The organism is Streptomyces sp. BJ20, from assembly GCF_022869105.1.
In the GTDB taxonomy this organism is placed as follows: Bacteria; Actinomycetota; Actinomycetes; order Streptomycetales; family Streptomycetaceae; genus Streptomyces; species Streptomyces griseoincarnatus.
In genome coordinates this window covers 3,439,110-3,464,160 of sequence record NZ_CP094918.1, presented here as the reverse complement: position 1 = coordinate 3,464,160, position 25,051 = coordinate 3,439,110, and the positions used below count along the sequence as shown (strand labels likewise).

Below are 25,051 nucleotides of genomic sequence, written 5' to 3'. Positions count from 1 at the left end.
GAGAAGCTCCTTTCAACGAGACGAGATAGCTCGTCTCGCCATCGAGCATCACACTGCCTTGCCCCGGAAGCAAGACGAGATATCTCGTCTCGCGTCGGGGTAGAGTGCCGCCATGCCCGCCGCAGACCCCGCCCGCCGCAACCCCGACTCCTGGCGCGCCATCCTCGACGCCACCTACGCCATCCTGGAGGAGGACGGCTACCAGGCCGTCACCATGAGCGCCGTCGTCGCCCGGGCCGGCGTGGGACGGCAGACGCTCTACCGGTGGTGGACCTCGAAGGCGGCGCTGGTCTTCGAGGCATTTCTGCACAAGGTGAACACCGGCCCGCCGCCGATGTCCGACGGAACCTTCCCGGACCGTCTGCGCACCTACGCGCACGGGTTCCTCGCGCTGTACGTCGAAGGCACCGCAGGACGCCGGCTGCGCGAGCTGATCGGGGCGGCGCAGAGCGACCCCGACCTGGCCCGCGCCCTGGAGGAGAAGTGGTTCGAACCCCGCCGGGCCCCCGTGCGGGAGGCGATGCGGGAGGCGCAGGCGGCCGGCGAGATCCGCGCGGACGTCGACCCGGACACCGCGCTCGACCTGGTCTTCGCCCCATTGCACTACCGACTGCTGGTGTCGGGCGGGCCGGTGGACGGCGCCTACGTCGACTCGGTCGTCGACCTCGCCCTGACCGCGCTGGATCCCCGCGCCCACCCCACGACGGGGCGGCCCGGGACGGGGTGACACGGGACGCCCGCGGCTTCCGTCGTGGACTCGAAAGGAAACGATCAAACGCTTCCGTCTGGTGTCACTTCGACAGCCACGTCATCACCATCAGCGTTCTCAAGCGCGCATATCCCGTACGGAAGTCGTGGTGTCGCTCTTCCGGGGAGCCGAGGAAAGTAATCGGACCGTGTGGCCGTCCGCACGGCCCGGATAGCCTTCGCGGATGAAGCGGTTTCAGCGAGCGGCCGGCGCGGTCGTCGGCTCAGCCGTTCATGCCCGTGGCGACGAGCACGGTCAGGCCCTGGAGGAGCGTCAGGAGGGTCAGGTCGACCCGGCCGGTGGTGTCCGGGTCGATGTCACCGCGGTCGCGGGCCTCTTGCAGCAGTCGCAACGGCGCGGCGAAGGCCCGGTCGTCGGCAGCCGAAAGGACATCCTCGCGCGCGCCTCACTCTTCGGGCGGTGCATCAGTCGCCCGGCCCGGTCCAGTAGCCGGCCCGCTCTGCGCTGTGTGGCCACAGGAGGGGAAGGCCGTCGCCCAGGAGTTGCCGCCTCGTGAGCAGTGACGGTGGGTTCGGGGCACCTGTCACGGTTGGCGTCGCCGCTGTCCGCCGCAAGCCGCGGGCGGCGTGCACTGCCGGAATCAGCGGCGCGTTGCTCCCAGGTACGCGGCCGAACGCGGAGCGGACTGCGGTGAAAGGGCGCTTCGCCCATGCCGGCAGCCCTGCCATCCGGGAACTGCACGGCCGCGGCCGGTAGGCGCTGTCAGGTGACTGCCAGGGCGGCGGCGCGGAGGGCAGCCGCTACGCGGTCGACGGACGGCGTGGGGCGGCGGGCGAGGCCGGCCAGGAGCAGGCGCCGTTGTTCCTGAGGCCCGCCGCGCACCGGCAGGATGCGGACGCCCTCGGGTGCGGCCGGGGCGAGCGCCGCCGACACGGTGGTCAGCCCCAAACCCGCGGCGACGAGGTGGAGTTTGGCGAGCCAGTCGCGTGCGGTGTGGGCGATCTCGGGGCGTTCGTCCAGGCCCGGCCATACGCCCATCAGGCGGTCCTCGCCGGAGGAGGGGCCCGCGATCCAGCGCTGTCCGCGGAGGTCGGCCACATCGACGAAGTCGCCCCGGGCGAGGGGATGGGAGGCCGGTACCGCCAGGCGCAGGGAACGCTCGGTGAGTGTCTCCACCACGAGCGGGGGTGTCTCGGTGTCCGGCGAGCGGAAGGGCGGCGCGGAGCCGAGCAGAACCAGGTCCAGGCTGCCGGCGCGCAGGGCGCGTACGAGGACGGGGGTGGTGCCCTCACGGCTGACCACGCGCAGACCCGGGTCGGTGCGGCCGAGTTCGGTGAGGGCCCGGGGGAGAAGGACGGCCCCCGCGCTGGGGATCCATCCCAGGCGGACCGTACCGGCCGCTAGGGGCAGGCCGGACAGTTCCCTGGCGGTCGCTTCGATCTCGTCGAGCACGACCGTCGCATGGCGCAGGACGGTGCGGCCGGCCGCGGTCAGCCGTACGCCTTCGCGCCGGCGCTGCAGCAGTTGCGTGCCCGCGGCCCGTTCGATCGCGGCCACCTGCCGGGACACGGCGGACTGGGTGTAGCCCAAAGAGGCGGCGGCCGCGGTGAAGGTCCCGTGTTCGGCGACGGCGCGGAAGACGCGCAGCGCGGTGAGGGAGACATCCTCGAAGTCCATGACGTTTACGCATACCACATGTGCTGAACTTTCGTTGGACGCATGGAGCGCCGCGTTCTTAGCGTGGCAGGCATGAACGCTTCTCGTATCGCTCTTGTCACCGGCGCCAACCAGGGGCTGGGCCGCGCCCTGGTCGAGGGACTGGCGGCCCGTATGAACGCGGACGATCTCGTCCTGCTCACCGGCCGCAGCCATCGGCGGGTGGTGAAGGCCGCCCACGAGGTCGGCCGGTTGCCCGGCACGCGTGCCCGCGTCGAGGGCCGTGTCCTGGACGTCACCGACACCGATGCCATCGCCCGTCTCGCCGGAGAGCTCCGAGCGCGCCACGGCGGGGTCGACGTCGTCGTGTCCAACGCGGTCGCCCGGTTGTCGCCCGAGGAGTCCCAGGCCGAGCGGGCCGATGAGTTCATCGACGTCTCCGACACCGCCACCCACGCGATCCTGCGGGCTTTCGGCCCCGTCCTGCGCCCGGGCGGCCGACTCCTGGTCGTGGCCAGCAGCCTGGGCACGCTCGGCCATCTCGACACCCGGCTGCACCACCTCTTCGACGGTGCGAGCCTCGACCAGGTCGAGTACGCCGTGGAGTCCTGGCGCAGCGCAATCCACAGCAGGACGGCGCAGGAGGCGGGCTGGCCCCTGTGGCTGAACGTGCCGTCCAAGGTCGCTCAGGTCGCCGCCGTCCGCGCCGTCGCCGCGGAGCGCCGTGCACGCGACCTGGCCGACGGCACCCTGATCGCGGCCGTGTGCCCGGGCATGGTCGACACGGCCACCTCGCGGGCCTGGTTCAGTGACCACAGCCGGGCCCAGACCCCTGCCCAGGCCGCCGAAGCCGTGCTCGACCTCGTCTTCGCCGAGCACGTGGATCCCGCCCTGTACGGCGAACTGGTCCGGTTCGGCAAGGTCCTGCCCTGGCACGACGGCACACCCCCGGTGGAACAGGACCGGATGCTCACCCCCTGACCCCCTGACCCCCTGAAGACGCCGAGTCGTCGCGCCGGCCTTCAGACGCGGCCGGTCGAAGGCATGGCCCGCTCCGGCCACACAGCACATCAAGGAGTTCATCCATGAGCCTCATCACCACCCCCTTCGGTTTCTCCAGCACGACGGACGAGGTGACGCGGGGCGTCGATCTCACCGGCCGTCGTGCGGTGGTCACCGGTGCCTCGTCGGGGCTAGGCGCCGAGACGGCCCGGGCCCTGGCCGCCGCAGGGGCGGAAGTCACCCTCGCCGTGCGGGACGTCGCCTCCGGGGAACGCGCAGCCAAGGACATCACCGCCTCCACCGGACGTCGCGAGGTGCACGTGGCGCACCTGGACCTTTCCGATCCCGCGTCCGTCACCGCCTTCACCGCAGCCTGGCGCGGTCCACTGCACGTCCTGGTGAACAACGCGGGCGTCATGGCCTGCCCCGAGCGGTACACCGCGCAGGGGTGGGAGTGGCAGTTCGCCACCAACCACCTGGGTCACTTCGCTCTCGCCACGGGCCTGCACGGGGCGCTGGCCGCCGCTGGCAACGCGCGTGTGGTCGCGGTGACTTCCTCCGGTCACCAGCGCTCCCCGATCGTGTGGGACGACGTGCACTTCGCCTTCCGCCCTTACGATCCGTGGCTCGCCTACGGCCAGTCCAAGACCGCGAACGTTCTCTTCGCGGTGGAAGCGACCCGCCGCTGGGCCGCGGACGGCATCACCGTCAATGCGTGCATGCCCGGAGCCATCCACACGAACCTGCAGCGGCACACCTCCGGCCGCGGCAGCGGGCTGGTGCCCGACCATCTGATCAAAACGGTCGAGCAGGGAGCGGCGGCCTCCGTCCTGCTCGCCGCCTCACCGCTCCTCGACGGAGTGGGTGGCCGCTACTTCGCCGACTGCAACGAGAGCGACGTCGTCGACCGCCGCACCGGCACCCTGCATGGCGTCGCCCGCTACGCCGTCGACCCGGACAACGCCGGGCGTCTGTGGGCGCTGTCGCGGGAACTCCTCGCACAGGCTCACTGAGCATCTCTGCCGGACACGACCGCCGGCCACCGTCAGCACGCGATCGTCACCCGGTTCCCCGGCCGGTATTCGACTGATCTCCGGCCGGTCGTCGATTGATCTCCGACGGGTCCTCAGCGCTGCGGCTGTGCGCGCAGCCCGTCGAGGATGAGCGCGAGCATGCGGGGAGCGCGGTCCTCGGGGACGGTGGTGGCACGCCAGAGCGCGCCGGTGAGCTGGAGGAAGTCAGCGGGGTCCGCGTCCACCCGGATGCTTCCGTCCTTCTTGCCGGCGTCGATGAGTTCGGTGATGGCGGTGATGACCGGGCCGTAGCTCTGTTCGCTCATCGCCTGGTGCGCGCTGGGGCTGAGGGCCTCGCCCAGGCCGTGCTTCCTGCGCATGGCCTCGACCAGGTCGAGCGTCCAGGTGCGCAGCGCCTCCAGGGGCGGCAGCTCACGGAGCAGGTCGGGCACGGTGGCGGTGATGCGGGTGACCTCGTCCTGGTAGACGGCCAGGACCAGCGCCTCGCGGGTGGGGAAGTTGCGGTACAGCGTGCCCGGGCCGACACCGGCGCGCTGGGCGATCTGGTTCATCGACGTGGCGCCGTCCTCGCCCAGCGCCTCGCGGGCGGCAGCGAGGATGCGCGCCCTGTTCTCACGGGCGTCGGATCGGACCACGAGATCTCCCCTTGCTAAGTGGAGAGCTCTCCACTACGTTATTCGGAGAGCTCTCCACTTACTTTAGAGGGGCACCATGCGCTACATCAAGCTCGGCACCACCGGCCTGGACGTGTCACCGATCGCCATCGGCGCCATGACCTACGGCGAACCCGACCGCGGACACCCCGTCTGGTCGAAGAGCGAGGAGGAGGCCCGCCCGCTCATCAAGCACGCCCTCGAGATGGGCATCAACTTCTTCGACACCGCGAACCTGTACTCCAACGGCTCCAGCGAGGAGATCCTCGGCCGGGCGCTGAAGGACTACGCCGACCGCGACGCCGTGGTCATCGCCACGAAACTGCGCCACCCGATGCGCCCGGGCCCGAACGGACGCGGACTGTCACGCAAGGCGATCATGACCGAGGTCGACCATTCCCTGCGCCGCCTCGGCACGGACTACATCGACCTCTACCAGATCCACCGCAACGACCACTCCACCCCCTGGGAGGAGACCCTCCAGGCCCTCAGCGATCTGGTGCAGGCCGGCAAGGTCCGCTACCTCGGCGCCTCCTCCATGCACGCCTGGGAGTTCGCCAAGGCGCTGCACCTGCAGAAGCAGAACGGCTGGGCGCGTTTCGTGTCGATGCAGAACCACTACAACCTCCTCGCCCGCGAAGAGGAACGGGAGATGATTCCGCTGTGCCTGGACGAAGGCGTCGGCACCGTCATCTGGTCCCCCCTGGCCCGCGGCCGTCTGGCCCGGGCCTGGGACGACGCCCGCTCCACCCAGCGCTCGGAAACCGACGCGGCCTACGCCGACCTGCTCTACTCGCCCGCACAGGAAGCCTCCAACCAGGCGATCATCGACGCGGTGGGCCAGGTGGCGGACGCGCACGGCGTGAGCCGCGCCCAGATCGCGCTGGCCTGGCTGCGCCGGCAGCCGGCCGTCACCGCGCCGCTGGTCGGCGCCGGCTCCATCCACCAGATCGACCAGGCCGTGGCCTCCCTCGACATCGACCTCACCGACGCCGAGGTGCGCACCCTGGAAGCCCCCTACACCCCGCGCCACGACTGGCAGGGCGTCTCCGACGAAGCGGAGCTGGAGGCCATCCGCCGGCGCGTCCCCGGAATGGCCCTGTCATGAACTCGATCGTCCGCTCCGGCCCGGCCGCCCGCACCGGAGGCCTCCTCATCCTGCTCGGTCCGCTGGTGTCCTGGCTGGCGGAGTTCGTCACCGCTGCCGCATGGCAGGACCCGCCGTACTCGCCCTTCCACAACTGGGTCAGCCACCTCGGCCTGACCGGCCCGCCCCAGACCGCGTTCGGGCAAGTCGCCAACTCACCCCTCGGCGCCGTCATGAACACCGGCTGGGTGATCTACGGCGTTCTCCTGGCCGTCGGCTCGTTCCTCGTGTTCGACCTGCGCAAGGGCCTCCGCCCGACCGTCATCGTGATCCTCGCCGGCCTGGCCGGCGCCGGAGTCGGCCTCGTCGGCATCTTCCAAGGCTCCAACGCCAACATCGACAACGGCCTGATCACCCTGCACACCCTCGGTGCGCAGACGGTCATGGTCGCCGGCAATCTCATGGCCATCGCCACCGGAGCCAACGGCGCCCGGATCGGCCTCAGCAGACGCCGGTCGACCGCGAGCATCGCCCTGGGCACCGCCGGTCTGATCGCCTTCCCCCTCTTCATGGCCGACGCGCTGACCGGCTGGATGTGGAACATCGGCCTGTTTGAACGCGCCGTCATCTACCCGATCATGATCAGCCACGCCCTCCTCGCCAGCAGCGTTGCCGCCCGGCGCCTGCCCGCGACGCCCACACCCACTCCGCTCCCCACCCATGCCACCAGCTGAGGAGACACCCATGACACCGGTACTGGTCACCGGAGGAACCGGCTTCATCGGAAGCTGGTGCATTCTCGCCCTGCTCGACGCCGGCCACACCGTCCGCACCACTGTCCGCGACCTGCGACGCGAACCGGACTTGCGCTCCTGGCTGCACCAGGCCGCCACCTTCGACGACGACCGCCTCACCGTCGTCCGCGCCGACCTCCAGCACCCCGACGGCTGGGACGCCGCAGTCGCCGGCTGCGACCACGTCCTCCACGTTGCCTCACCCACCCTGCGCCACACCCCGGCAACCGACGACGAACTCATCGCCCCGGCCCGAGAGGGCGTCCTGCGCGTCCTGCGCGCAGCCCGCGACGCCGGCGTCCGCCGCACCGTCCTGACCAGCTCCTTCGGCGCCATCGGCATCGGACACCCGCGCCGTTCCACCCCGTTCACGGAGGCGGACTGGACCAACACCGATGCCGACATACCGCCCTACCAACGCTCCAAGACTCTCGCCGAACGCGCCGCCTGGCAGTTCATCACCGAGGAAGGGGCAGGCATGGAACTGGCCGCCGTGCACCCCACGGGCGTCTTCGGCCCCCTCCTCGGCCCCGACGACCCGCCTTCCCTGCGCCTGATACGCAGAATGCTCGAAGGAAAAATGCCCGCCAGCCCACCCTTCGCCATGGGCTACGTCGACGTCCGTGACGTCGCCGACCTCCACCTGCGTGCCATGACCGACCCCTCGGCCGCCGGTCAGCGCTTCCTCGCTGTCGCCGGGCACAGCCTGCGCGTGGCCGACATCGCCCGCATCCTGCGCGACCGCCTTGGCGAACGCGCCGCCAAGGCCCCGACCCGCGAACTGCCCATCTGGCTCACCCGCGCCCTGGCCACCGTCAACCCCGAACTGCGCCTGCTCAGACACCAGCTCGGCCGCGACCTCGCCGCGTCCGGCGCGAAAGCGGAGAGGCTCCTCGGCTGGAAGGCGCGCCCCATCGAGGACACCGTCGCGGACACCGCCGAAAGTCTGCTCGCCCACGGCATCGGCGCATGACCTCATCGGCTAGTCATGACACAGATCGGTACCGACGTGAAGCGGCGCAATCGGCCCCGAGCAGGGCCCGCGAAGTATTGGCGACGACGCTGCCCTGCTCGTGGTACGACGCCATGAACTGACCGATAACTCGTGGACGGCGGTCGACCCATCTGCCGGCCCTGTGATGAACAAGCTCGCGACGGCGCGCCCAGTGACGGCACAGCCGTCTCGAATACAGTGGAGTCGCTGACATCGCCCGGCGCGTCCACGACAGCCAGGGCTCAAGGATGCCGCCGCAACCGAGCGCGCCCCCGCAGTAGCCTACCGACGCTCGCTCATCGCTCTCACGGCCACCGGGCTCTGCTCGCCGCGCTCGCCACCACAGATGTCACTCCCAGCGGCAACGCCCGCCTCACCGGCGGGCAGACGCTTACTGGCCCTAACGAATGTCGGGCCGACTCCGAGGCCGGCCAACGGCTCCCGCCACTGGCGGGACCTTGTCCAGCAGCGGCAGCAACTGGGTGACATTGTTGCGGTTTCCGCCGGTCAGCGACACCGCGAGCGGGATGCCCTGGCCGTCGGTGACGACGTGGTGCTTACTGCCCGGCCGTGCGCGGTCGACCGGGCTGGATCCGCTTCTGGGCCCCTGCGTGCGGCCCGGACGTGGGAAGAGTCGATCACCGCCCGGGACCAGTCCAGCTGGTTCTTCGACCGCAGCTTGTTCAGCGCCCGGTCGAGGGTGACGCCCGCATCGCCCAGTACAGGACCGCCGTCGCTGACAAGGCGCCGGGGCTCGAAACCGCGGTCGACAAAGCGCCGGGGCCGGTGGCCCGGCGCGACGGGGCCGTCGTCATCGTGGCCCCGTCGACGTGGTGGACAAGAGCGTCACCCGCGGCCGGCGCGGGCAGCTACGACGGGAGCCGACCGGACAGGCCGTGGCCGGCCGACCGGTCCAGGGGTGAGCGGGCGGACGGCGACACGCCTTCCGCGCCGATCGGGCGGACGGCGACACGCTTTTCGCACGCCTGCCCGCGACAGGGGCTTGTGCGGCACGGGGTCAGGCCGTGCCGCACAAGCGGTCAGTGGCCGACACCCACCGTCTCGCCGCGCGGCGCGGGGTCGGGCTCCGCCCGCAGAACACCGGCGCCCACAACGGTGGTCACACACAGCAGGGTCAGCAGGACGAAAGCGTGGTTCAGGTCGACGAGGTGCGTCAGCCAGCCGATGACGGCAGGGCCGGCGAGCATGCCGACGTAGCCGAGCCCCGCGACACGGGACACGTTCGCGCCCGCGGCCGCCGGGTCGGCGTGCCCGGCCGCGCTGAGCAGCTGCGGGACAGCACCGGCCAGACCCAGCCCGAACAGCGCCCACCCGGCGAACGCGGCCCACATCCACGGCCCCAGCGCCACCAGCGTGATACCGGCCGCGGCCGTGGCAGCGCCGTGACGCAGCACCGCCATCGACCCGAACCGGGCGACAAGACGGTCCGCCAGCAGACGGCCGGTGGTCATCGCCGCCGCGAACGTGCCGTAGGCGAACGCGGCGGTACTGGTGGAGGCGCCGAGGACGTCCCGCAGGTGCAGGGCGCTCCAGTCGTTGGCCGCGCCCTCGCACAGCATGACCATCAGCGCCAGGACGGCGAGCAGCCAGACACGCCGCGTCGTGCCGCGCCGCACGGCCGAGGCGCGTGATGCGCCCGTCGCGTCGCCCGACGCGTCGAACTCCTCGTCGTCGCCGCTCCCTTCATCGGCCGGGGCGACGGAAGCGGCGGGCATCAGCGCGGGGACCGAGGCCAGGGCGATCACGATGCTCACGCCTCCGATCGCGGCCATCATGGCGACCGGACCCACACCCGCGCTCGTCGCCCCCGCCGCCACCAGCGCCGCGAGGACCCCGCCGACGGAGAACGTGGCGTGGAAGCCCGACATCACGGGCCGGCCGTACGCCTTCTCCACATGCACCGCGTGGGCGTTCATGCTCACGTCCAAGGCTCCGTTGCAGGCGCCGAAGACCAGCAGGGCGCCCGCCAGCGACCACGGATCGCCGGCGAGACCCGGCAGCACCAGCGAGGCGCCGCACAGCACCGCGGTCGCCGGAACCACCACCCGCGCGCCCAGACGGTCGGTCAGCGGTCCCGCCACCTGCATCCCGGCGAACGCGCCGAGTCCCAGCAGCACCAGCAGGCCGCCCAGCGTCGCGTGACTGATGCCCACCCGCTCCTCGGCAGCCGGGATGTGCACCACCCACGCGCCCATCAACGTGCCGCACAGGACGAAATAGACATACGTCGCCACGCGGGCGCCGAGAAGCGAACGTTCCATGCCGCCCACCGTAACGAACAGTCAGACTGTGCGGAACCCTGATCAACGAACAGCTTGAGTGTTCATAGTCGGGTGGTGTTCAATTCCGGCATGAGCAACGCAGACCGGCACGCCCTGATCGCGAAGGCCGTCACAGACGCCGGCGAGGCCACGGTCCAGCAGCTCGCCGAGCTGACCGGGGCGTCGGACATGACCATCCGGCGCGACCTCGACACCCTGGCCGCCCAAGGCGTCCTCGAACGCGTCCGGGGCGGAGCACGCAGCCTGCTCCTCAGAGGCGAGGAACCCCCCTTCGCCCTGCGCGCCCACGAAGCGGTCGACATCAAACGCCGCATCGCCGCCCAGGTCTGCGCCCTCATCGCCGACGGCGAGAGCGTGGTCCTCGACAGCGGAACGACCTGTCTGGAAGTCGCCCGCCTTCTGCGCGAGAGACCCGTCACCGTGATGCCTCTGTCTCTCCAGGCCATCCAGCTGTTCGGCGCCACGCCCCGCCCCGCCGCCCTCGTCGTGCCCGGCGGCCGGCCCCGCGCCGCCGAAGGAGCCCTCACCGGCCCCCTCACCCTCGCTTCCCTCGCCGCCCTGCGCTTCGACACCGCCGTCATGGGCTGCTGCGGTCTCACCGCCGCCGACGGCCTGACCGCCTACGACCTGGACGACGCCGCGGTCAAGAAGGCGAGCATCACCTCCGCCCGCCGCACCCTCGTAGCCACCGACGGCAGCAAACTCGGCCGCACCGCCTTCGCCCACGTCGCCCCCGCAACCCGCCTGGACACCCTCGTCACCGACACCACCGCACCCACCGGCGAAATCACCGCATTGGAGAACGCCGGCACCACCGTCACCACCGTCTGACCGCCCCCGGCCACCAGGCGAGGAACGAGCGAGCGCCGAGCTCGCCCACCGGGTCGGGGCGGCCCCGGACGCCACCCGCCTCCATGAACTCATGGGCTCCAGGCGCCAAGCCGACCCACACCCGCGTCGAAGGGCCCGGTCAGCTACTCACGACGACCACGGCTTGAGCATGTCCTTCATGGTGTCCGTCAGGGCGAACTGCAACAACGGACCATAAGTGATCCGGCCCACGCCGAGGCGGCGGAAACGGTCGAGGTCGTGTGTGACGGGGTGGGCCGTGGAGTTCACGGGGACGGTGACCGCGCCGGTCACCGCCGTGAGCAGGTCGTCGTCGTCCTGGATGCCCACCGGGTAGACGCTGTCGGCGCCGGCCTCCACCAGGGCGCGCAGTCGCTCGATCGCCTCGTCGCGGACGGCGGAAGCGTCTTCCGCGTGCGCGAAGAGGTCGGTGCGCCCGTTCACCCAGACCGGGACGCCGGCGTCGTCGGCGGCTGCGCGCAGGCCGGCGACGTATTCCGCGTGTTCCTGCGTGTCGCGAAGGCGGCCACCCTCCGAGTGGAGGGTGTCCTCGATGTTGAGGCCGACGCCGCCGACCTCGATGAGTCCGGCGATGAGGTCGGAAGGCTTCTGCCCGTACCCGGCCTCCAGGTCGACGGACACGGGTACCTCGACCGCCGCGACGATCGGCCTGACGGCGGCCATCACCTCCTCGAAGGTCTGCCCCTCGTTGTCCCCGGCCCCTCGGGAGTCGGCGAGGGGGTGGCTGCCGATCGTGAGCGCCGGGAACCCTGCGGCGACGGCTGTCCGTGCGGACCAGACGTCCCAGACGGTCGGCAGCACGAGCGGCTTGTGCTGGGCGTGCAGCTGCTTGAGGCGTCGAGCGCGCTCGACGGTGATGTCGTGAGTCATGCCTGGGACGCTACCCCGGGAGCGCCGTGGACATCGCCGGGACAGGCATTGTTCGGCGGCATCATGTCTTGGGGACACACCGGTTGGAAGCAGTCCGAAGCCTGTGGTCGACGGCACCTCGGACGGTGAGTAATCATCGCCGGGTGCGGGGGACGTGGTCACTGCGGAGGGGGCGGGCACCGGCTGTGCCCGCCCCCCGCGCGCTCAAGCGCCGCGCGTCACTTCTTGCCGAGCAGCTTCCTCATCTGCTCGATCTCCGCGCTCTGTGAGGCGATGATGTCCACGGCCATCTTCCGGGCCGGGGTGTGGGCACCTTCGGACTGTTCGGTCTTCGCCATCTCGACCGCACCCTCGTGGTGCTTGATCATCATCTCCATGAAGGCGGTGTCGAACGCCCGGCCCGAGGCGTTCTCGAGCGCCGTCATCTCCTCGGCGCTCATCATGCCGTCCATGCTTCCCGTGCCGTCCACGCCGCCGTGCATGGAGTGGTCCATGGCGCCCTCGGCGGGCACCGTCTCACCCCACGAGGTCAGCCAGCCCGACAGCTTCTCGATCTCCGGCGCCTGCGCCTTCTTGATCTCGGCTGCGAGCTTCTTCACCTCGGCCGACCGAGCCCGGTCGGGTGCGAGGTCGGCCATCTCCACGGCCTGGCGGTGGTGGGGGATCATCCCCTTGGCGAAGGTCACGTCGGCCGCGTTGTGCTGCCCCTGGGAGGCCGGCGCCGAGGGTGCGGCGGAGTCGGTGGCCTGGTGGCCGCCGTGTCCGGCCGAGCCGGTGTCGTCGCCGCTGCCGCCGCAGGCGGCCAGGGCAAGTGCCGCCACCCCGGAGGCGGCGACCACGGCGGTACGGCGGACGAGTGAACGCTTGCGGTTCATGTGGTGCAACTCCTTCACGCACGCCGGTCGGGGCGTGCGGTGGTACGGATGTGAGAGCGTGCGTGAGCTCGGCACCCGGGGTGCCGGGCGGGCGGCTCTATATCCGGAGGAGTTGCAGTTCGGACAGGTCGGGCGGGGCCCGTCCGTCATGGGGTGAGCCGGTGACCGCCGGGGTGGGGGACGGCGTGGCGGGCGCGTCGAGCACCGTGCCGGCCAGCGCCGGCGGCGTGTAAGCCGTAGCCGTGCCGGCGGCAGCGCAGGTGCCGTCGGCGTGATCGAGGTGGCCCGGCGGTCCGTCCGTGTGAGCGCATTCCCCGTCCGCGTGCGGTACTCCGTCCGCCGCTGCCGGCTCCATCGCCGCCATCGGCGCCATCTCATGGACGGCCGCTGTCCGGTGCGGCGTCGGCATCCCGCCCGGGGCAAGGCCGTGCATGCCCAGCACACCGGCCAGCACCGCCAGGATCAGCAGCACGAACAGCCGCCCTGCCGGGCGGCTGCCGGAACGGCTGCTCACAGTCACGGGCCCCATCCTAGTGGGGTGTGCGGCGAGTGAGGCCGGAGGCCCGCCAGGGGTGCACGGGCTCACCCGCAGGTGTCACGTCGCCGGCCGTCCGATGCGGCGCCTCACGCCGCGCAGGTGCTGCTCCCGTGGACGGTCATCCTTCGGGCGGGGCGGTCCGCGCGGCGGCGCGGGTCGGAACCCGGCGGGCCGAGAAGTACGGCGCCCAGTCCCAGCGGCACGGCCACGACAGCGCCGACGAGGCCGTTGCCCGTACCGGGACCGCCGTCGGTGGTAACTGCGTGCAGCACCGCGAGAACCGTCCCGACCGCTCCCGTCACCATGGCCGCCAGCCAGGCCGTGCGCGGGGTGACGCTGTTGACGCGGCGGCCGGCGCGGCTCGTGGCCAGCCGGACGAGGGCCACTCCGAGCGCGCCGGCCACCAGCGCCAAATCGGCCCCCGTCCTCCCGTCACCGATGATCCCGCCCTCCTCGGCCGCCAACAGTGCTGCTGGAGCGCTCATACCGCTCCCCCTCCTCCTTCCTTCGCCGTCGCCGACACCGACGTCCGGTGTCTCTGCGTCAGGATGCCCGTCGGACCTCCGGCCGGTCGTCCAGCAGATGCGGGTATTTCACGGTGCGGACGGGGCACGGGCTGCTCGTCATGGGCGATCCGCTTCCCGCCCGACAGGCGGCGGCCGGCCGCCTCACCGCAGGCTCGAACCTGTGCGCGCCTGCCATCGCACTCGGCGTTCGTCTGCGTGCCCTGCCACCCCCACCGGACCGCACGGCGGCACCCTTCGCGTCGCCGGTCAGGGCGCGGAATGCCGGGCTGTGGTCGTACCACTCGTCGGCTAGATCCACTTCGACGTTCCTGTCGACCGCCGTGACGAGAAGCCGGGGCTGGAGCACGGTGCACCGCTCTTCGGCCGCCGCTGTCTTCGCACCCTGGATGATTCCCGTCAGCAGTGTCCGCGTGACCGACGCTGCAACCCGGACGACGGGCCGTGATACGTGCATCCACTTCACATCGCTGAACGTGGCTTTGACGACAGCGGGGTTGAACGGCGAGACATCCATCCCTGAGACGATCTCACGGTCGCTGAACTCACGGCACACGGTGGGCCGCGGCTGTCGGTGAGCACCGGTTGCAGGCGTGAAGGCTCTCAAACAGCGGCTCGGCCACCGGCGTTCGACACCGTGGACGTGGTGGCATGGCGCTGCACCCGCGCGGCGGTCGCCGGCACCCCGAGGCGGCGGAGGGCGACGCTCGCCATGACGAACAGCGCGGCGAACACGGCCAAGAGCACGACGCAGACCATCAGCTGTCGGCTTCCCGCTGCCTGCCAGCTGGTCAACGCGGCGGACCCCGCCCACAGCACCATCGCCGCGGCGTAGAAGGAGCGGATGCGGCGAAGCTGGCGCACAGCCCGCTTCAGCTGACTACGTTCACTCTTCATCGGTGCCATGCGCCCCCGTGTACCCACGAATCGCGTTGTGCATCACCGGCGGAACAAGGCGCGTGGTCGCAGCACGTCACCAACCGGGGTGTGGCGACTGAGACCGCCCTGGTTCTCCGCCAACTGGCCGTGTCGGAGTAGGGGTTCGTACGCTGCGGACGGCCACCGTTGGCGCCCCTACCTCGGCGCGCGCCCCCGCCCGCGTAAACCGCTGGTCGGCGTCGAGGGGGAGGCGGCAGGATGATCCACATGAGCCTGCCGACCCCCGAACTGCACACCGCCCGCCTGAGACTACGGCCGTTCGCCGACGACGACGCGGCGCCGCTCTACGCCCTGCACAGCGACCCTCAGGTGCTGCGCTACTGGGACTCCCCTCCGTGGACCGAGCCGGCCCGCGCGCAGCGCTTCCTCGCGACCTGCCGCCGGATCGAGGAGGAGGGCACGGGAGCGCGGCTGGCCGTCGAGCGGGACTCCGACGGCGCCTTCGTCGGCTGGTGCGGCCTCATCGAGTGGAACCCGGACTTCCGTAGCGCGGTGCTGTGTTACGTCTTCGACCGTGAGGTCTGGGGTCGCGGGTATGCCACGGAGACGGTGCGGGGCCTCCTGCGATGGGGGTTCGAGACGCTCGACCTCAACCGTGTCCGGGCCGACGTCGACACACGGAACGGGGCGTCGGCGCGGGTGCTGGAGAAGCTCGGCTTCGTCCGCGAGGGCACCCTCCGTGAGGACTGCGTCGTCGACGGCGACGTCTCCGACTCCTGGGTCTACGGCCTGCTCCGGCGTGAGTGGCGCCCGGTGGAGGGAGCTGGCGGGGGCGCTGTCAGTCAGCTGCCGTAGTGTTCCCGGCGCTCGTACCGACTGGGAGGGTCAAGAGAATTGACTGGGCTGACCGCTTTTCCGTTGCCGTTCGTGGCAAGCCGCTTCTCGATGTTCGCCACGCCTCGGACGCTGCGGGAGATCGAGATGATGCAGTGCAGCGCGCAACTGCGGGCGAAAGCCCGCTGGTTCGAGAAGTTGCGCGATGCCGGCATCGTCGCGCGGTGGGCCGAGGAGGCGGCCGCGCAGGGGCTGACCGAGGCGCAGGTGCGGTACGTGCTCGACGAGCTCGCACACTACGCGGCGCTGCGGGACCAGGGGACCGGGGCCGAGGTGTCGGCCGTGGACGGGGTGTGGCAGTCCGACACGCTCGTCGACGACGGCCTTCGGGCGCGGTTGCGGGAGGCGGTGCGGGTGCTGGAGGAGGTGCCCGAGGAGGAGTGGGACTGGCATCCCGGGTCCGGCGGCCAGGTGCTGGACCTCGTGCATCCCTCGCTGTTCTGTCTCGTGCGGGGTGTGAGCGGGGCGCCCGAGCGGGCCTGGGAGAACCCGACGGACCGCTATGCGCGGCACGAGTTCTCGGAGAAGTTCCAGTGGCTCCCCACGGATGTCGACGTGGACGCCGACGGTCGGGCGAGCTTCCGCTCGTATGTGAACAACGTGCACCCCGACGAGCACCGTGACCTCGTCGCCGTGCTGCCGGAGCTGTTCACCCGCATGCTCCCGTTGTGGGAGAACGTCCTCACCGATCTGCGTCACCCGCGTCCGCTGCGCATATCCGTCGACCCCTATGGGTGGTACGAGTCCGACGAGTACGAGGTCCCGGAGCCGGAGGAGGACGACTTCGACGACGAGGAGTCGTACCAGAAGGCTTACGAGGCGTGGGAGGAGGCGGAGGAGGCGTGGTACGACAACCGCCGGCCCGTCCTTCCCGACGCCCCGGAGTTCACCCCGCCCCAGGTGCCCGAGGACTCCGACCGGGTGAGCCTGCGCGGGCGCAAGCTGCAGGTGATCGTCAAGCTCGCCACCATCCACCTCACACCGGACAACCCCGAGTACGCGGGCGGGTCCTGGCACGTCGAGGGGATGCTCAACGAGCGGATCGTCTCCACCGGTCTCTACTACTGGGACAGCGAGAACATCACCGAGAGCCGGCTCGGTTTCCGGACGGCGCTCGACGATCCCGAGTACGCGCAGGACGACCACAACGGCCTGCGAGAGGTCTACGGCCTGGAGAACGAGGGCGCCCTCAACCAGCTGCTCGGGTCGGCGGCCACTCCGGAGGGGCGCTGCCTCGCCTTCCCGAACGTCCTGCAGCACCGGGTCAGCCCGTTCCGTCTCCAGGACCCCACGCGGCCGGGGCATCGCAAGATCCTCGCGTTCTTCCTGGTCGACCCGTCGCACACGATCGTCTCCACGTCCGACGTGCCGCCGCAGCAGCCGTGGGCCGAGACGTCGACCATGACGCTCGAGCAGGCCAAGGCCTACCGCGAGGAGCTGATGAAGGAACGGAAGTTCTTCGTCGACGAGCACAACGAGCAGATGTACGAGCGGGAGTTCTCGCTCTGCGAGCACTGAGTCGCTGCCGCGGTGCCCGGCAGGTGCAATCGCTCTGCCGGGCACCGGCCGACTGTCGGTCCCCTGTGCCGGCGTGGGCACGCCGAAGTGAGTCACGAGGTCGAGGGGGTCGCATGTCGTGACGGCGCTGTGGAAGGCCGTGGTGGACCGCCGAGCGGAGGAGGCCCGGGCGCGGGCTGTCGCCGGGGCCGATCCGTGGCAGGCGGTCCTCGGCGGCTGGTCCCACGTCGCGACCACCGGTGGACGCGATCACAGGTAGACGCGGCGCGGGAACGGACCGGGCCCGGTCGTAGGTGATCGGATCGGTTCGCTGCGGTCGGGCCCCGGTCAGGGGGCCGCTGCCAGGGTTGAAGGCGAAAGGAGGCCTCATGATCTCGGCACTCAACCAGCTCGTCGATCTCGTCGAGGAGCACCTCACCGAGGAGCTCGACCTCGACGGGCTGGCCGCGGGGCTCGGGACCACCGAGTACCACCTGCGCCGGATGTTCTCGTCGCTGGCCGGCATGCCGCTGTCGGAGTACGTGCGCAGGCGGCGGATGACCGTCGCCGCCGGTGACGTCGTCCGGGGCGAGGAGGACCTGCTGGAGATCGCCGTCCGGCACGGATACGGCTCGCGGGAGGCGTTCGGGCGTGCGTTCCGGGCGGTTCACGGTGCCGGTCCCGCGGAGGTGCGCCGCGACGGAGGCCCCTTGCGTACACAACCGCAGCTCAGGTTCCGCCTGACCGTCGAAGGGAGTACCCCCATGGACACCCGCCTCGTCGACCGCCCCCCGTTCCGCCTGGTCGGACACTCCACCCGGGTTCCGCTCATCCACCACGGGATCAACCCGCACATCCAGCAGCACATCACCGCCATCCCCCCGGAGGAGCACCGGCGTCTGAAGGCTCTCGGCGACGCCGAGCCGGCCGGTCTTCTCCAGGTCACCGACGACGCCGACCCGGACGGGCGGGAGGGCACCGAGCTGACCTACCTGCACGGGGTCGCCGTCGGCGGTGGCACGCCGGTGCCGGACGGGCTCGACGTCATCGAGGTGCCGGCGGGCATGTGGGCGGTGTTCCGTACCAGCGGGCCGCACCCCGAGGCCCTCCAGACAGCCTGGGCGGCGACCGCGACCGAGTGGTTCCCGTCCAACCCGTGGCGGCTGCGGCCGGGGCCCTCGATCGTCGCGATCCTCGAGCGGGCCGACGACTTCAGCACCGCGACCTGCGAGCTGTGGATGCCCGTCGAGTCCGCGTGACGCCCTCGTACCCGGCCCGGCGGGGGAACCGATCCCCCTGCCCCGGCGGCCGTGCGCCGAGTCGGTGCCGCTTCGCGAAGGTTGCCGCCTCCCGTCCGCGGCAACCTCGCGAAAGCGGGCGCTGTTCGATTCTTATTCGAATAGCCTGGAGGCTCATATCACCGTCGGGCGCGGCAAGCGCTCACAGACGAGGGGTCCCGGCATGGCAGAGGTCGTACTGTTCCACCACGTACAAGGGCTGACCTCCGGGGTGGTCGCCTTCGCCGACGAACTCCGCGCCGCGGGCCACACCGTCCACATGCCCGACCTGTTCGAGGGGCGCACCTTCGACTCGCTGGAGGAGGGAACGGCGTACGTGCGGCAGGTCGGGTTCGGGGAGGTCGGCGCGCGTGGCGTGCGTGCGGCCGCAGAGCTCCCCCGCGAGGTCGTCCACGTCGGCTTCTCGCTGGGGGTGGTGCCCGCGCAGGAACTGGCGCAGACCCGGGACGGGGCGCGGGGCGCACTGCTGATGCACGCCTGCATCCCGGTGTCCGAGTTCGGTGCGACCTGGCCGGCGGGTGTGCCGGTGCAGGTGCACGCGATGGAGCACGATCCCTTCTTCGCTGAGGACGCCGAGGCCGCCCGCGCGCTGGTCGCGGAGTCCTCCGACGCCGAGCTGTTCCTGTACCCCGGGGACCGGCATCTGTTCGCGGACTCCTCGCTGCCCTCGTACGACCCGGACGCCGCGGAGCTCATGACACGGCGGGCGGTCGAGTTCCTCGGCGCGCTCGACGGGGACGGCCGTAACCCGCGCTGAGCGGTCAGGGGGTGCGGAGGGTCTTGGCCGCGCACTCCCAGAGGCGGTCCGCCGCTCCCGGGTCGACGGCGTGGGCGGCGACGCCGCCCGTCGGGTTCTCGTCCGTGACGGTCGGCGCTTCCTGGTTGTCCTCGAAGTAGCGGCCCGTCACCCCCTCCAGGAGGGGCGATGCGGCCAGCAGGACCGAGGTGGCCGCTCCCTGCGCGGGCGTCTTGTAGTACGGCAGCGGTGTCACGTTGCCCTCGTCGTCCATCACGCCGAACGCGCGCATCGTGTCGTCGTCCAGGTGCCGCTGCAGATTGGTGAGGACGTAGCCGGGGTTCAGCGCGTTCGCCGTGATGCCGTCGGCGGCCCAGCGGCGGGCTCCGACCGTGAGGAGGACACCGGCGGACTTCGACTGCCCGTACGCGGCCCAGGGGTCGTACGGGCGCCGCTCGAAGTGGGGGTCGTCGAAGTCGAAGGGTGCGTTCAGGTGAGCGCCCGAGCTGACGACCACGATGCGTGCGGTGCCCGCCTCGCGCAGATACGGGTGCAGCCCGGTGGCCAGGGCGAAGTGCCCCAGGTGGTTGGTGGCGAGTTGCATCTCCCAGCCCTGCGGGGTGAGGGTGCGCTCGGGCAGAGCCATGATTCCGGCGTTGGCGACAAGGATGTCGAGCGGGCCGCGCCAGCCGCGCACGAAGGCGTCGACCGAGGCGAGGTCGGAGAGGTCGAGGGGCGCGGTGTGCACGGGACCGGCGCCGTCGACGGCGGCCAGCTCACGCAGGAGCGGTGCGGCGGTCCCGGGTCGGCGTGTGGCGACGGTGACCTCGGCGCCGGCCTCGGCCAGTGCCCGTACGGTCTCGGCGCCGAGACCCGAGGCGCCGCCGGTGACCACGGCGCGGCGGCCGGTGAGGTCCACGCCCTCGATCACCTCGCGTGCGTCGGTGCGGGCGGTGAAGGGGGTGGTCAGGAGGGGGCGGCTGGGGGTGTTCCGCGGGTTCCGGGAGGCCGGTGTGTTCGTCGTCATGCTTCGACGGTACGGCGGGCCGGCTGGACGGGCTATCGTTGAGCGTCCCGCTTCCTTTAGCCGTCGTCCGATCCAGGGAGGTCGTCATGGATCCGCTGGAGGACGTGCTGACCCTGCTGGAGACGCGCAGCCACCTGTCCACGAGCCTGGTGGCGGGCGGGCGCTGGGCGCTGCGGTTCGATGCGCCGCAGGGGGTGAAGTTCAACGCGGTCCGGCGCGGGTCCTGCCTGCTGGAGGTCGACGGGGTGGACGGGCCGATCCCCCTGGCGGAGGGCGACTGCTATCTCCTCGCGCGTCCACGGCCGTTCGTCCTGCGCAGTGATCCCGCGACCACACCGGTGGCCGCGGCGCCCGTGTTCGCCCGGGCCGAGGGCGGCGTCGCGCGGGCGGGGCCGGGCGACGAGGTGTTCCTCGTGGGCGGGCGGTTCTCCTTCGGCGCCCGTGCCCAGGAACTGCTGCTGGACCGGCTGCCCCCGGTCGTCCACGTCCCGGCCGGCAGCCCGCACGCGGAGACGGTGCGCTCGGCGCTCGACCTGATCGACCAGGAGCTGACCCGCGGGGAGCCGGCCGCCTCCCTGGTCGCCGAGCACCTCGCCGTCGTCATGCTGGTCCATGTGCTGCGGCTGCACCTCGCGCGTGACCCGCACACCGCCTCGGGATGGCTGGCAGGGCTGTCGGACCCGGTGGCCGCCGCCGCGCTGACCGCGCTGCACCGGGACCCGGCGCGGCCCTGGACCGTCGCGGAGCTGGCGCGGGAGGCCGCGGTGTCCCGATCCACGCTGGCCGCCCGTTTCAAGGCGGCTGTCGGGCAGGGGCCGTTGGAGTACCTCACCCACTGGCGTATCGAGCTGGCGGCGCGTCAGTTGCGTGAGGGGAGCGCGACGCTCGCCGTCATCGCCCGGTCGGTGGGATACGGGTCCGAGAGCGCCCTCAGTGTCGCCTTCAAGCGCGTCGTGGGCGTGACTCCCGGCGACTACCGGAGGCGTCCCGCACGGCAGGCGTCACCCTCGGTGGCGTCACCGTCCTGAGCCGGGCGAGCGCGGCGGAGCGGACCGGTCCACGCCAGACCGTTTGCGTGTTCCTGCTCGAAGTGGCGACTCTTCGAGCATCTATTGACATGCCTACGTCGCTCCGGCCAGAGTCGATGCCGCCAGTGATGCCCGGTCGTCGGATCGAAGGAGCGTTCACTCATGCCCGAACTCCCCGCTGTCTCACGCCGATTGCTCCTGGGAGGTGCGCTGGCCACCGGTGCGGCGGCCGCCGGTGTCGGTGCGGCGCAGGCGGCTCCGGCCACCGCGGCTGCCGCAGCCGGCGGTGGCGACGCGCCGCTGCCGGTGCACACTCCCCCGCGCCGTCGCGGTCAGCGCTCGATGATCGACGTGCCGTTCGACGTCCACGGGACCGTCCGCGTGGGCCTCATCGGTCTCGGGAACCGTGGGTCCGGCATGGCCGAGGGCTGGGCGGCCGTCCCCGGGTGCCGGGTGACCGCCGTCTGCGACATCCGCGCCGACCGCGCGACCTCCGTGGCGAACCGGCTCGTCGCCCGGGGCAGACCGCGTCCCGCCGAGTACGGCGGCTCCGCGGACGCCTACGCGCGGATGCTGAAGCGGGACGACATCGACCTCGTGTACATCGCCACGCCCTGGGAGTTCCACCACCGGCAGGGCAAGGCCGCCCTGGAGGCCGGCAAGCACGCGATCGTCGAACTGCCCGTCGCCACCGAGCTGAACGAGCTGTGGGACCTCGTCGACACCTCCGAACGGACCCGCCGGCATCTGATGCTGTCGGAGAACTGCTCCTACGGCCGTAACGAGCTGGCCATGCTGAAGATGGCGCACGACGGGCTGTTCGGCGACGTCACCAACGGCCACGGCGGCTATCTGCACGACCTGCGGGAGCTGTTGTTCTCCGACACGTACTACACGGATTCCTGGCGGCGGCTGTGGCACACGCGCAGCACCGCGTCGTTCTACCCGATGCACGGGCTGGCGCCGATCGCCGCCGCGATGGACATCAACCGCGGCGACCGCATGACCGTGCTGCGGGCGACGGCCACCGAGCCGAAAGGGCTCGCCGACTACCGGGAGCGTTTCATCGACCGGTCCCATCCCTCGTGGAAGGAGACCTACGTCAACGGCGACCTCGTCACCTGTCTGATCGACACCGCCATGGGGCGGGTCATCCGGGCGGAGCACGACGTGAGTTCGCCCCGGCCGTACAGCAGGATCAACAGTCTCGCGGGCAGCCGCGGGATCTTCGAGGACTACGCGGGCACGTCGGCGACCGGCGGCCGGATCTACGTCGAACCGGACCACGGCGGGCACTCCTGGCGCGACTTCGACTCCTACCGCAAGGAGTTCGACCACTGGCTGTGGAAGAAGATCGGCGACGACGCGGAGAACAACGGCGGCCACGGTGGCATGGACTACATCCTCCAGTGGCGCACCGTGCAGGCGATGCGGGCCGGTCTGGTGCCGGACATCGACGTGTACGACTCCGCCGCGTGGTGCGCGCCGGTGCCGCTGAGCGTCAAGTCCCTCGCGGCGGGCGGGCGTCCTGTGGCGTACCCGGACTTCACCCGCGGTTCCTGGGTCAACCTCCGCATGGGTCTGGACTCCCGTGAGTCGGACATGCCTCCCGTCGCGTGAGCGGCGTTCTGGACCGTCGACCGAAGGAGCAGGACGTATGAGCGTTTCCCGATGGCTCAGACCCCTCGGACCGTTGCGAGCGGTGAGAGCGCTGGCCGTCGCAGCCTCGCTGGGGCTCGTCGCCGCGCCCGCCGCCTCCGCCGCCGAGCCTCAGGCGGACCCGGCGGCCGCGCGGACGGAGGTGACCGTCTCGCCCGTCGGCCTGGACGGGCCGGCGATCTCGACCGTGACCGTGCGCGTGAAGAACGCCGGGCCGCAGCGGATGCGGTCGCTGAAGGTGGCGTTCGCCGGGCCCGTCGGCTGGGCGGTGCAGCCGTCCGTGGCCGCCGTGTCCGGTTCGCTCGGCGTGGGCGACTCCGCCCGGGCCGAGTTCCGGATACGGGTGCCGGAGAAGCGGCCGGGGTTCGCGCTGCGGACGTTCACCGCCACGGCGACGTACAGCGGTGGTGACGGGGCCGGTGCGGCGGCCGGCACCCGTACCGAGGTCGTCGGCAGTCCGCTGCCCGATCTCGCCGCCGCCTACGACAACGTCGGCGTCACCGACGAGAGCGACACGGCGCCCGGCGACTACGACGGGGACGGCAACAGCTTCTCCGCGCAGAAGCTCGCCGCCGCCGGACTGACGCCGGGAGCCACCGTCCGCGCCCTGGGCGCCGAACTCACCTGGCCCGACGCGGAACCGGGCACCCCGGGCAACGTCTCGTCCGCCGGTCAGGCGATCACCCTGAGCGGCCAGGGCAGCAGGCTGGTGTTCCTCGGGTCGGGCGTCGGCAGCGCGGCCACCGGCACGGCCACCGTCCACTACACCGACGGCACCAGCAGCCGCGGCCAGTTCGGCTTCCCCAACTGGTCGTTCGATCCGGCCGACCTGCACGGCGCCACGCTGGTGGCGTCCGCCGACGGCCGCAACCGGCCGGACGGGTACGGCAACGCGGGGATCGCCTACCGGATCTTCGCCCACTCGGTGCCGCTGGACGCGTCGAAGCAGGTGGCGTTCGTGGTGCTGCCGTCCAACGGGAACGTCCACGTGTTCGCGATGGCCGTCGCTCCGTAGGACGCGGGACCGTCAGACGGCGTGGACCTTGATGCCCGCGTCGGTGAGGCGGGCGGCCGTGTCGGCGGGCAGGCCGGAGTCGGTCACCAGCACGTCGACGCGGTCCAGGCCGCAGATACGGGCGAAGGCGCGCCGGCCCATCTTGGAGGAGTCGGTGACCACGATGACGCGGCGCGCCCGTTCGGCGAAGAGGCGGCTGACACTGGCCTCGTCCTCCTGGTGGGTCATCAGCCCCAGCTGCGGGTCCACGCCGTCGACCCCGAGGACCGCCACGTCGAGGACGACCTCGTTGAGGACGCCCACGGTGAGCGGTCCGACGAGCTCGTACGTCTGGGGGCGGGCGACTCCGCCGGTGACCACGATCTTCACCTGGGGGCGTACCGCGAGCTCGCCGGCGATGTTGAGGGCGTTGGTGACGACCGTGAAGGCGGGCGCCGACGTCTCGGCCGGCTCGCGGCGCCCCCGCCCCTCTCGGCTGCCGCCCGCCCTGAGGGCGAGGGCGCGGGCCACCTCGGTGGTGGTGGTGCCGCCGTTGAGGCCCACCACGTCACCGTCGGCGATCATCCCGGCGACGGCGGTGGCGATGCGCTGTTTCTCCGGGGCGTGCCGGGAGGACTTGTAGCGCAGGGGCAGTTCGTAGGAGACGCCGTGCGCGATGGCGCCGCCGCGGGTACGGACGAGCATCTGCTGCTCGGCGAGTTCGTCGAGGTCGCGTCGGATGGTGGCCGGGGAGACGTCGAGTGCGGCGGCCGCGTCGTCGACCTCGATCCTGCCCTCGCCGGCCAGCAGTTCCAGCAGCTTGCTCCAGCGATCGTGCTTGGACATGTGTCGGACTCCCTCGGCCTCGGTACTGCGCTCCGGACACGGTAAGGGACGCGCCGGGCTGCGGTGCCCCGGAGCAGCACCGTGCGTGATTCTGCTCGGAACATCGTCACTCAGCGCACATCAGTTCCGTCAAAGCGCTCGTTTTTGGCAACAGTCGCATAACGGCGTATGGACCCGACCTGCAGGTCACCTGAATACTTCCCGACACGACAGATGCTCATTACTGCTCGCAAGGCTCACAGATTGAGCATGTTCACGCATTGTTTTATGGAGACAAGGCGGTA

At 71.3% G+C, this 25,051-nt stretch carries 26 protein-coding genes and 2 pseudogenes; 15 read left to right on the top strand and 13 right to left on the bottom strand.

Going from position 1 to position 25,051, the window contains the following annotated elements:
- Nucleotides 1–112 precede the first annotated feature (112 nt).
- Nucleotides 113–727 carry a TetR/AcrR family transcriptional regulator gene (locus MTR79_RS15740; protein WP_244790760.1) on the top strand — a complete coding sequence of 205 codons (615 nt, stop codon included), beginning with the start codon at nucleotides 113–115 and terminating at the stop codon, nucleotides 725–727.
- A gap of 244 nt (nucleotides 728–971) precedes the next feature.
- Here MTR79_RS15740 and MTR79_RS33610 read toward each other — a convergent pair whose 3' ends face one another.
- Both MTR79_RS33610 and MTR79_RS15735 read right to left on the bottom strand, forming a co-directional pair.
- Complete coding sequence (locus MTR79_RS33610; protein ID WP_280518329.1) at nucleotides 972–1,100, bottom strand: hypothetical protein; 129 nt, start codon at nucleotides 1,098–1,100, stop codon at nucleotides 972–974.
- A 371-nt stretch (nucleotides 1,101–1,471) separates the two neighbouring features.
- Nucleotides 1,472–2,386 carry a LysR family transcriptional regulator gene (locus MTR79_RS15735; protein WP_086699732.1) on the bottom strand — a complete coding sequence of 305 codons (915 nt, stop codon included), beginning with the start codon at nucleotides 2,384–2,386 and terminating at the stop codon, nucleotides 1,472–1,474.
- Between the two features lie 72 nt (nucleotides 2,387–2,458).
- Between MTR79_RS15735 and MTR79_RS15730 the strand changes: the two genes are divergently transcribed.
- Together MTR79_RS15730 and MTR79_RS15725 are read left to right on the top strand one after the other, a co-directional pair.
- On the top strand, nucleotides 2,459–3,346 hold the full coding sequence (locus MTR79_RS15730; RefSeq protein ID WP_244790758.1) for an SDR family NAD(P)-dependent oxidoreductase: 888 nt from the start codon (nucleotides 2,459–2,461) through the stop codon (nucleotides 3,344–3,346).
- Between the two features lie 104 nt (nucleotides 3,347–3,450).
- Nucleotides 3,451–4,380: an SDR family NAD(P)-dependent oxidoreductase gene (locus tag MTR79_RS15725; protein WP_086699730.1), complete on the top strand. Its 930-nt coding sequence runs from the start codon at nucleotides 3,451–3,453 to the stop codon at nucleotides 4,378–4,380.
- 113 nt (nucleotides 4,381–4,493) lie between these two features.
- On the opposite strand, the gene MTR79_RS15720 is transcribed toward MTR79_RS15725, so the two are convergent.
- Nucleotides 4,494–5,036: a TetR/AcrR family transcriptional regulator gene (locus MTR79_RS15720; RefSeq protein ID WP_086699728.1), complete on the bottom strand. Its 543-nt coding sequence runs from the start codon at nucleotides 5,034–5,036 to the stop codon at nucleotides 4,494–4,496.
- A gap of 76 nt (nucleotides 5,037–5,112) precedes the next feature.
- Between MTR79_RS15720 and MTR79_RS15715 the strand changes: the two genes are divergently transcribed.
- From MTR79_RS15715 to MTR79_RS15705, 3 genes are read left to right on the top strand one after another with little or no spacing between them, the layout of a single operon-like run.
- Entirely contained in the window at nucleotides 5,113–6,162 is a 1,050-nt protein-coding gene (locus MTR79_RS15715; RefSeq protein WP_244790756.1) for an aldo/keto reductase, read from the top strand.
- Nucleotides 6,159–6,875 carry a DUF998 domain-containing protein gene (locus MTR79_RS15710; RefSeq protein ID WP_244790742.1) on the top strand — a complete coding sequence of 239 codons (717 nt, stop codon included), beginning with the start codon at nucleotides 6,159–6,161 and terminating at the stop codon, nucleotides 6,873–6,875. The genes MTR79_RS15715 and MTR79_RS15710 overlap by 4 nt, the downstream gene beginning before the upstream one ends.
- Nucleotides 6,876–6,885: 10 nt before the next feature.
- Nucleotides 6,886–7,908, top strand: coding sequence for an aldehyde reductase (locus MTR79_RS15705; protein WP_244790740.1), 1,023 nt, complete (start codon nucleotides 6,886–6,888; stop codon nucleotides 7,906–7,908).
- A 433-nt stretch (nucleotides 7,909–8,341) separates the two neighbouring features.
- On the opposite strand, the pseudogene MTR79_RS15700 reads toward MTR79_RS15705, so the two are convergent.
- Nucleotides 8,342–8,616 (bottom strand): annotated as a pseudogene (locus MTR79_RS15700) (transposase); the annotation flags it as partial.
- Between MTR79_RS15700 and MTR79_RS15695 the strand changes: the two are divergent.
- Nucleotides 8,617–8,751: pseudogene (locus MTR79_RS15695) on the top strand (RNA polymerase subunit sigma-24); the annotation flags it as partial.
- 218 nt (nucleotides 8,752–8,969) lie between these two features.
- On the opposite strand, the gene MTR79_RS15690 reads toward MTR79_RS15695, so the two are convergent.
- Nucleotides 8,970–10,211 carry an MFS transporter gene (locus tag MTR79_RS15690; protein ID WP_244790738.1) on the bottom strand — a complete coding sequence of 414 codons (1,242 nt, stop codon included), beginning with the start codon at nucleotides 10,209–10,211 and terminating at the stop codon, nucleotides 8,970–8,972.
- Nucleotides 10,212–10,301: 90 nt separating this feature from the next.
- Between MTR79_RS15690 and MTR79_RS15685 the strand changes: the two genes are divergently transcribed.
- A complete protein-coding gene (locus MTR79_RS15685) occupies nucleotides 10,302–11,063 on the top strand; it encodes a DeoR/GlpR family DNA-binding transcription regulator (protein WP_244790736.1) in 762 nt (253 codons plus the stop codon).
- 147 nt (nucleotides 11,064–11,210) lie between these two features.
- Here the strand turns inward: MTR79_RS15685 and MTR79_RS15680 are convergent, their stop codons facing one another.
- From MTR79_RS15680 to MTR79_RS15655, 6 genes are all read right to left on the bottom strand, one after another.
- Nucleotides 11,211–11,972, bottom strand: a complete 762-nt coding sequence (locus tag MTR79_RS15680) for an isocitrate lyase/phosphoenolpyruvate mutase family protein (protein WP_244790734.1) — start codon at nucleotides 11,970–11,972, stop codon at nucleotides 11,211–11,213.
- Between the two features lie 218 nt (nucleotides 11,973–12,190).
- On the bottom strand, nucleotides 12,191–12,847 hold the full coding sequence (locus MTR79_RS15675; RefSeq protein ID WP_244790732.1) for a DUF305 domain-containing protein: 657 nt from the start codon (nucleotides 12,845–12,847) through the stop codon (nucleotides 12,191–12,193).
- Between the two features lie 97 nt (nucleotides 12,848–12,944).
- Nucleotides 12,945–13,367 (bottom strand): DUF6153 family protein, encoded by a 423-nt coding sequence (locus tag MTR79_RS15670; protein WP_086704173.1) that lies wholly within the window; start codon nucleotides 13,365–13,367, stop codon nucleotides 12,945–12,947.
- A gap of 104 nt (nucleotides 13,368–13,471) precedes the next feature.
- Nucleotides 13,472–13,870, bottom strand: a complete 399-nt coding sequence (locus MTR79_RS15665) for a DUF6223 family protein (protein WP_244790730.1) — start codon at nucleotides 13,868–13,870, stop codon at nucleotides 13,472–13,474.
- A 58-nt stretch (nucleotides 13,871–13,928) separates the two neighbouring features.
- Complete coding sequence (locus tag MTR79_RS15660) at nucleotides 13,929–14,426, bottom strand: hypothetical protein (protein WP_244790728.1); 498 nt, start codon at nucleotides 14,424–14,426, stop codon at nucleotides 13,929–13,931.
- Between the two features lie 86 nt (nucleotides 14,427–14,512).
- Nucleotides 14,513–14,815: a hypothetical protein gene (locus MTR79_RS15655; RefSeq protein WP_244790726.1), complete on the bottom strand. Its 303-nt coding sequence runs from the start codon at nucleotides 14,813–14,815 to the stop codon at nucleotides 14,513–14,515.
- A 240-nt stretch (nucleotides 14,816–15,055) separates the two neighbouring features.
- On the opposite strand from MTR79_RS15655, the gene MTR79_RS15650 reads away from it, so the two are divergent.
- From MTR79_RS15650 to MTR79_RS15630, 4 genes are all read left to right on the top strand, one after another.
- Nucleotides 15,056–15,643: a GNAT family N-acetyltransferase gene (locus MTR79_RS15650; RefSeq protein WP_086704177.1), complete on the top strand. Its 588-nt coding sequence runs from the start codon at nucleotides 15,056–15,058 to the stop codon at nucleotides 15,641–15,643.
- A 39-nt stretch (nucleotides 15,644–15,682) separates the two neighbouring features.
- Entirely contained in the window at nucleotides 15,683–17,200 is a 1,518-nt protein-coding gene (locus MTR79_RS15645; protein WP_244790724.1) for a DUF4246 domain-containing protein, read from the top strand.
- 368 nt (nucleotides 17,201–17,568) lie between these two features.
- Complete coding sequence (locus tag MTR79_RS15635; RefSeq protein WP_189364379.1) at nucleotides 17,569–18,438, top strand: AraC family transcriptional regulator; 870 nt, start codon at nucleotides 17,569–17,571, stop codon at nucleotides 18,436–18,438.
- Nucleotides 18,439–18,640: 202 nt separating this feature from the next.
- Nucleotides 18,641–19,234 (top strand): dienelactone hydrolase family protein, encoded by a 594-nt coding sequence (locus tag MTR79_RS15630; RefSeq protein WP_244790721.1) that lies wholly within the window; start codon nucleotides 18,641–18,643, stop codon nucleotides 19,232–19,234.
- A gap of 4 nt (nucleotides 19,235–19,238) precedes the next feature.
- On the opposite strand, the gene MTR79_RS15625 is transcribed toward MTR79_RS15630, so the two are convergent.
- Nucleotides 19,239–20,240, bottom strand: coding sequence for an SDR family NAD(P)-dependent oxidoreductase (locus MTR79_RS15625; protein WP_244790719.1), 1,002 nt, complete (start codon nucleotides 20,238–20,240; stop codon nucleotides 19,239–19,241).
- 86 nt (nucleotides 20,241–20,326) lie between these two features.
- Here MTR79_RS15625 and MTR79_RS15620 point away from each other — a divergent pair, with 86 nt between their 5' ends.
- The 3 genes from MTR79_RS15620 to MTR79_RS15610 all read left to right on the top strand — a co-directional run bounded on the left by MTR79_RS15620 (nucleotide 20,327) and on the right by MTR79_RS15610 (nucleotide 23,942).
- Nucleotides 20,327–21,268, top strand: a complete 942-nt coding sequence (locus tag MTR79_RS15620) for an AraC family transcriptional regulator (RefSeq protein WP_244790717.1) — start codon at nucleotides 20,327–20,329, stop codon at nucleotides 21,266–21,268.
- Nucleotides 21,269–21,430: 162 nt separating this feature from the next.
- Nucleotides 21,431–22,888, top strand: a complete 1,458-nt coding sequence (locus MTR79_RS15615; RefSeq protein ID WP_244790716.1) for a Gfo/Idh/MocA family oxidoreductase — start codon at nucleotides 21,431–21,433, stop codon at nucleotides 22,886–22,888.
- A gap of 37 nt (nucleotides 22,889–22,925) precedes the next feature.
- Nucleotides 22,926–23,942, top strand: a complete 1,017-nt coding sequence (locus MTR79_RS15610) for an NEW3 domain-containing protein (protein WP_244790714.1) — start codon at nucleotides 22,926–22,928, stop codon at nucleotides 23,940–23,942.
- A gap of 12 nt (nucleotides 23,943–23,954) precedes the next feature.
- On the opposite strand, the gene MTR79_RS15605 is transcribed toward MTR79_RS15610, so the two are convergent.
- Nucleotides 23,955–24,767, bottom strand: a complete 813-nt coding sequence (locus MTR79_RS15605) for a DeoR/GlpR family DNA-binding transcription regulator (protein ID WP_048459903.1) — start codon at nucleotides 24,765–24,767, stop codon at nucleotides 23,955–23,957.
- Between the last annotated feature and the right edge of the window lie 284 nt (nucleotides 24,768–25,051).

Coding starts and splice junctions, on each gene's coding strand:
- MTR79_RS15740 (WP_244790760.1), top strand. CDS start 113: ATGCCCGCCGCAGACCCCGCCCGCCGCAACCCCGACTCCTGGCGCGCC.
- MTR79_RS15735 (WP_086699732.1), bottom strand. CDS start 2,386: ATGGACTTCGAGGATGTCTCCCTCACCGCGCTGCGCGTCTTCCGCGCC.
- MTR79_RS15730 (WP_244790758.1), top strand. CDS start 2,459: ATGAACGCTTCTCGTATCGCTCTTGTCACCGGCGCCAACCAGGGGCTG.
- MTR79_RS15725 (WP_086699730.1), top strand. CDS start 3,451: ATGAGCCTCATCACCACCCCCTTCGGTTTCTCCAGCACGACGGACGAG.
- MTR79_RS15715 (WP_244790756.1), top strand. CDS start 5,113: ATGCGCTACATCAAGCTCGGCACCACCGGCCTGGACGTGTCACCGATC.
- MTR79_RS15710 (WP_244790742.1), top strand. CDS start 6,159: ATGAACTCGATCGTCCGCTCCGGCCCGGCCGCCCGCACCGGAGGCCTC.
- MTR79_RS15705 (WP_244790740.1), top strand. CDS start 6,886: ATGACACCGGTACTGGTCACCGGAGGAACCGGCTTCATCGGAAGCTGG.
- MTR79_RS15690 (WP_244790738.1), bottom strand. CDS start 10,211: ATGGAACGTTCGCTTCTCGGCGCCCGCGTGGCGACGTATGTCTATTTC.
- MTR79_RS15685 (WP_244790736.1), top strand. CDS start 10,302: ATGAGCAACGCAGACCGGCACGCCCTGATCGCGAAGGCCGTCACAGAC.
- MTR79_RS15680 (WP_244790734.1), bottom strand. CDS start 11,972: ATGACTCACGACATCACCGTCGAGCGCGCTCGACGCCTCAAGCAGCTG.
- MTR79_RS15675 (WP_244790732.1), bottom strand. CDS start 12,847: ATGAACCGCAAGCGTTCACTCGTCCGCCGTACCGCCGTGGTCGCCGCC.
- MTR79_RS15665 (WP_244790730.1), bottom strand. CDS start 13,870: ATGAGCGCTCCAGCAGCACTGTTGGCGGCCGAGGAGGGCGGGATCATC.
- MTR79_RS15660 (WP_244790728.1), bottom strand. CDS start 14,426: ATGGATGTCTCGCCGTTCAACCCCGCTGTCGTCAAAGCCACGTTCAGC.
- MTR79_RS15655 (WP_244790726.1), bottom strand. CDS start 14,815: ATGGCACCGATGAAGAGTGAACGTAGTCAGCTGAAGCGGGCTGTGCGC.
- MTR79_RS15650 (WP_086704177.1), top strand. CDS start 15,056: ATGAGCCTGCCGACCCCCGAACTGCACACCGCCCGCCTGAGACTACGG.
- MTR79_RS15635 (WP_189364379.1), top strand. CDS start 17,569: ATGATCTCGGCACTCAACCAGCTCGTCGATCTCGTCGAGGAGCACCTC.
- MTR79_RS15630 (WP_244790721.1), top strand. CDS start 18,641: ATGGCAGAGGTCGTACTGTTCCACCACGTACAAGGGCTGACCTCCGGG.
- MTR79_RS15625 (WP_244790719.1), bottom strand. CDS start 20,240: ATGACGACGAACACACCGGCCTCCCGGAACCCGCGGAACACCCCCAGC.
- MTR79_RS15620 (WP_244790717.1), top strand. CDS start 20,327: ATGGATCCGCTGGAGGACGTGCTGACCCTGCTGGAGACGCGCAGCCAC.
- MTR79_RS15615 (WP_244790716.1), top strand. CDS start 21,431: ATGCCCGAACTCCCCGCTGTCTCACGCCGATTGCTCCTGGGAGGTGCG.
- MTR79_RS15610 (WP_244790714.1), top strand. CDS start 22,926: ATGAGCGTTTCCCGATGGCTCAGACCCCTCGGACCGTTGCGAGCGGTG.
- MTR79_RS15605 (WP_048459903.1), bottom strand. CDS start 24,767: ATGTCCAAGCACGATCGCTGGAGCAAGCTGCTGGAACTGCTGGCCGGC.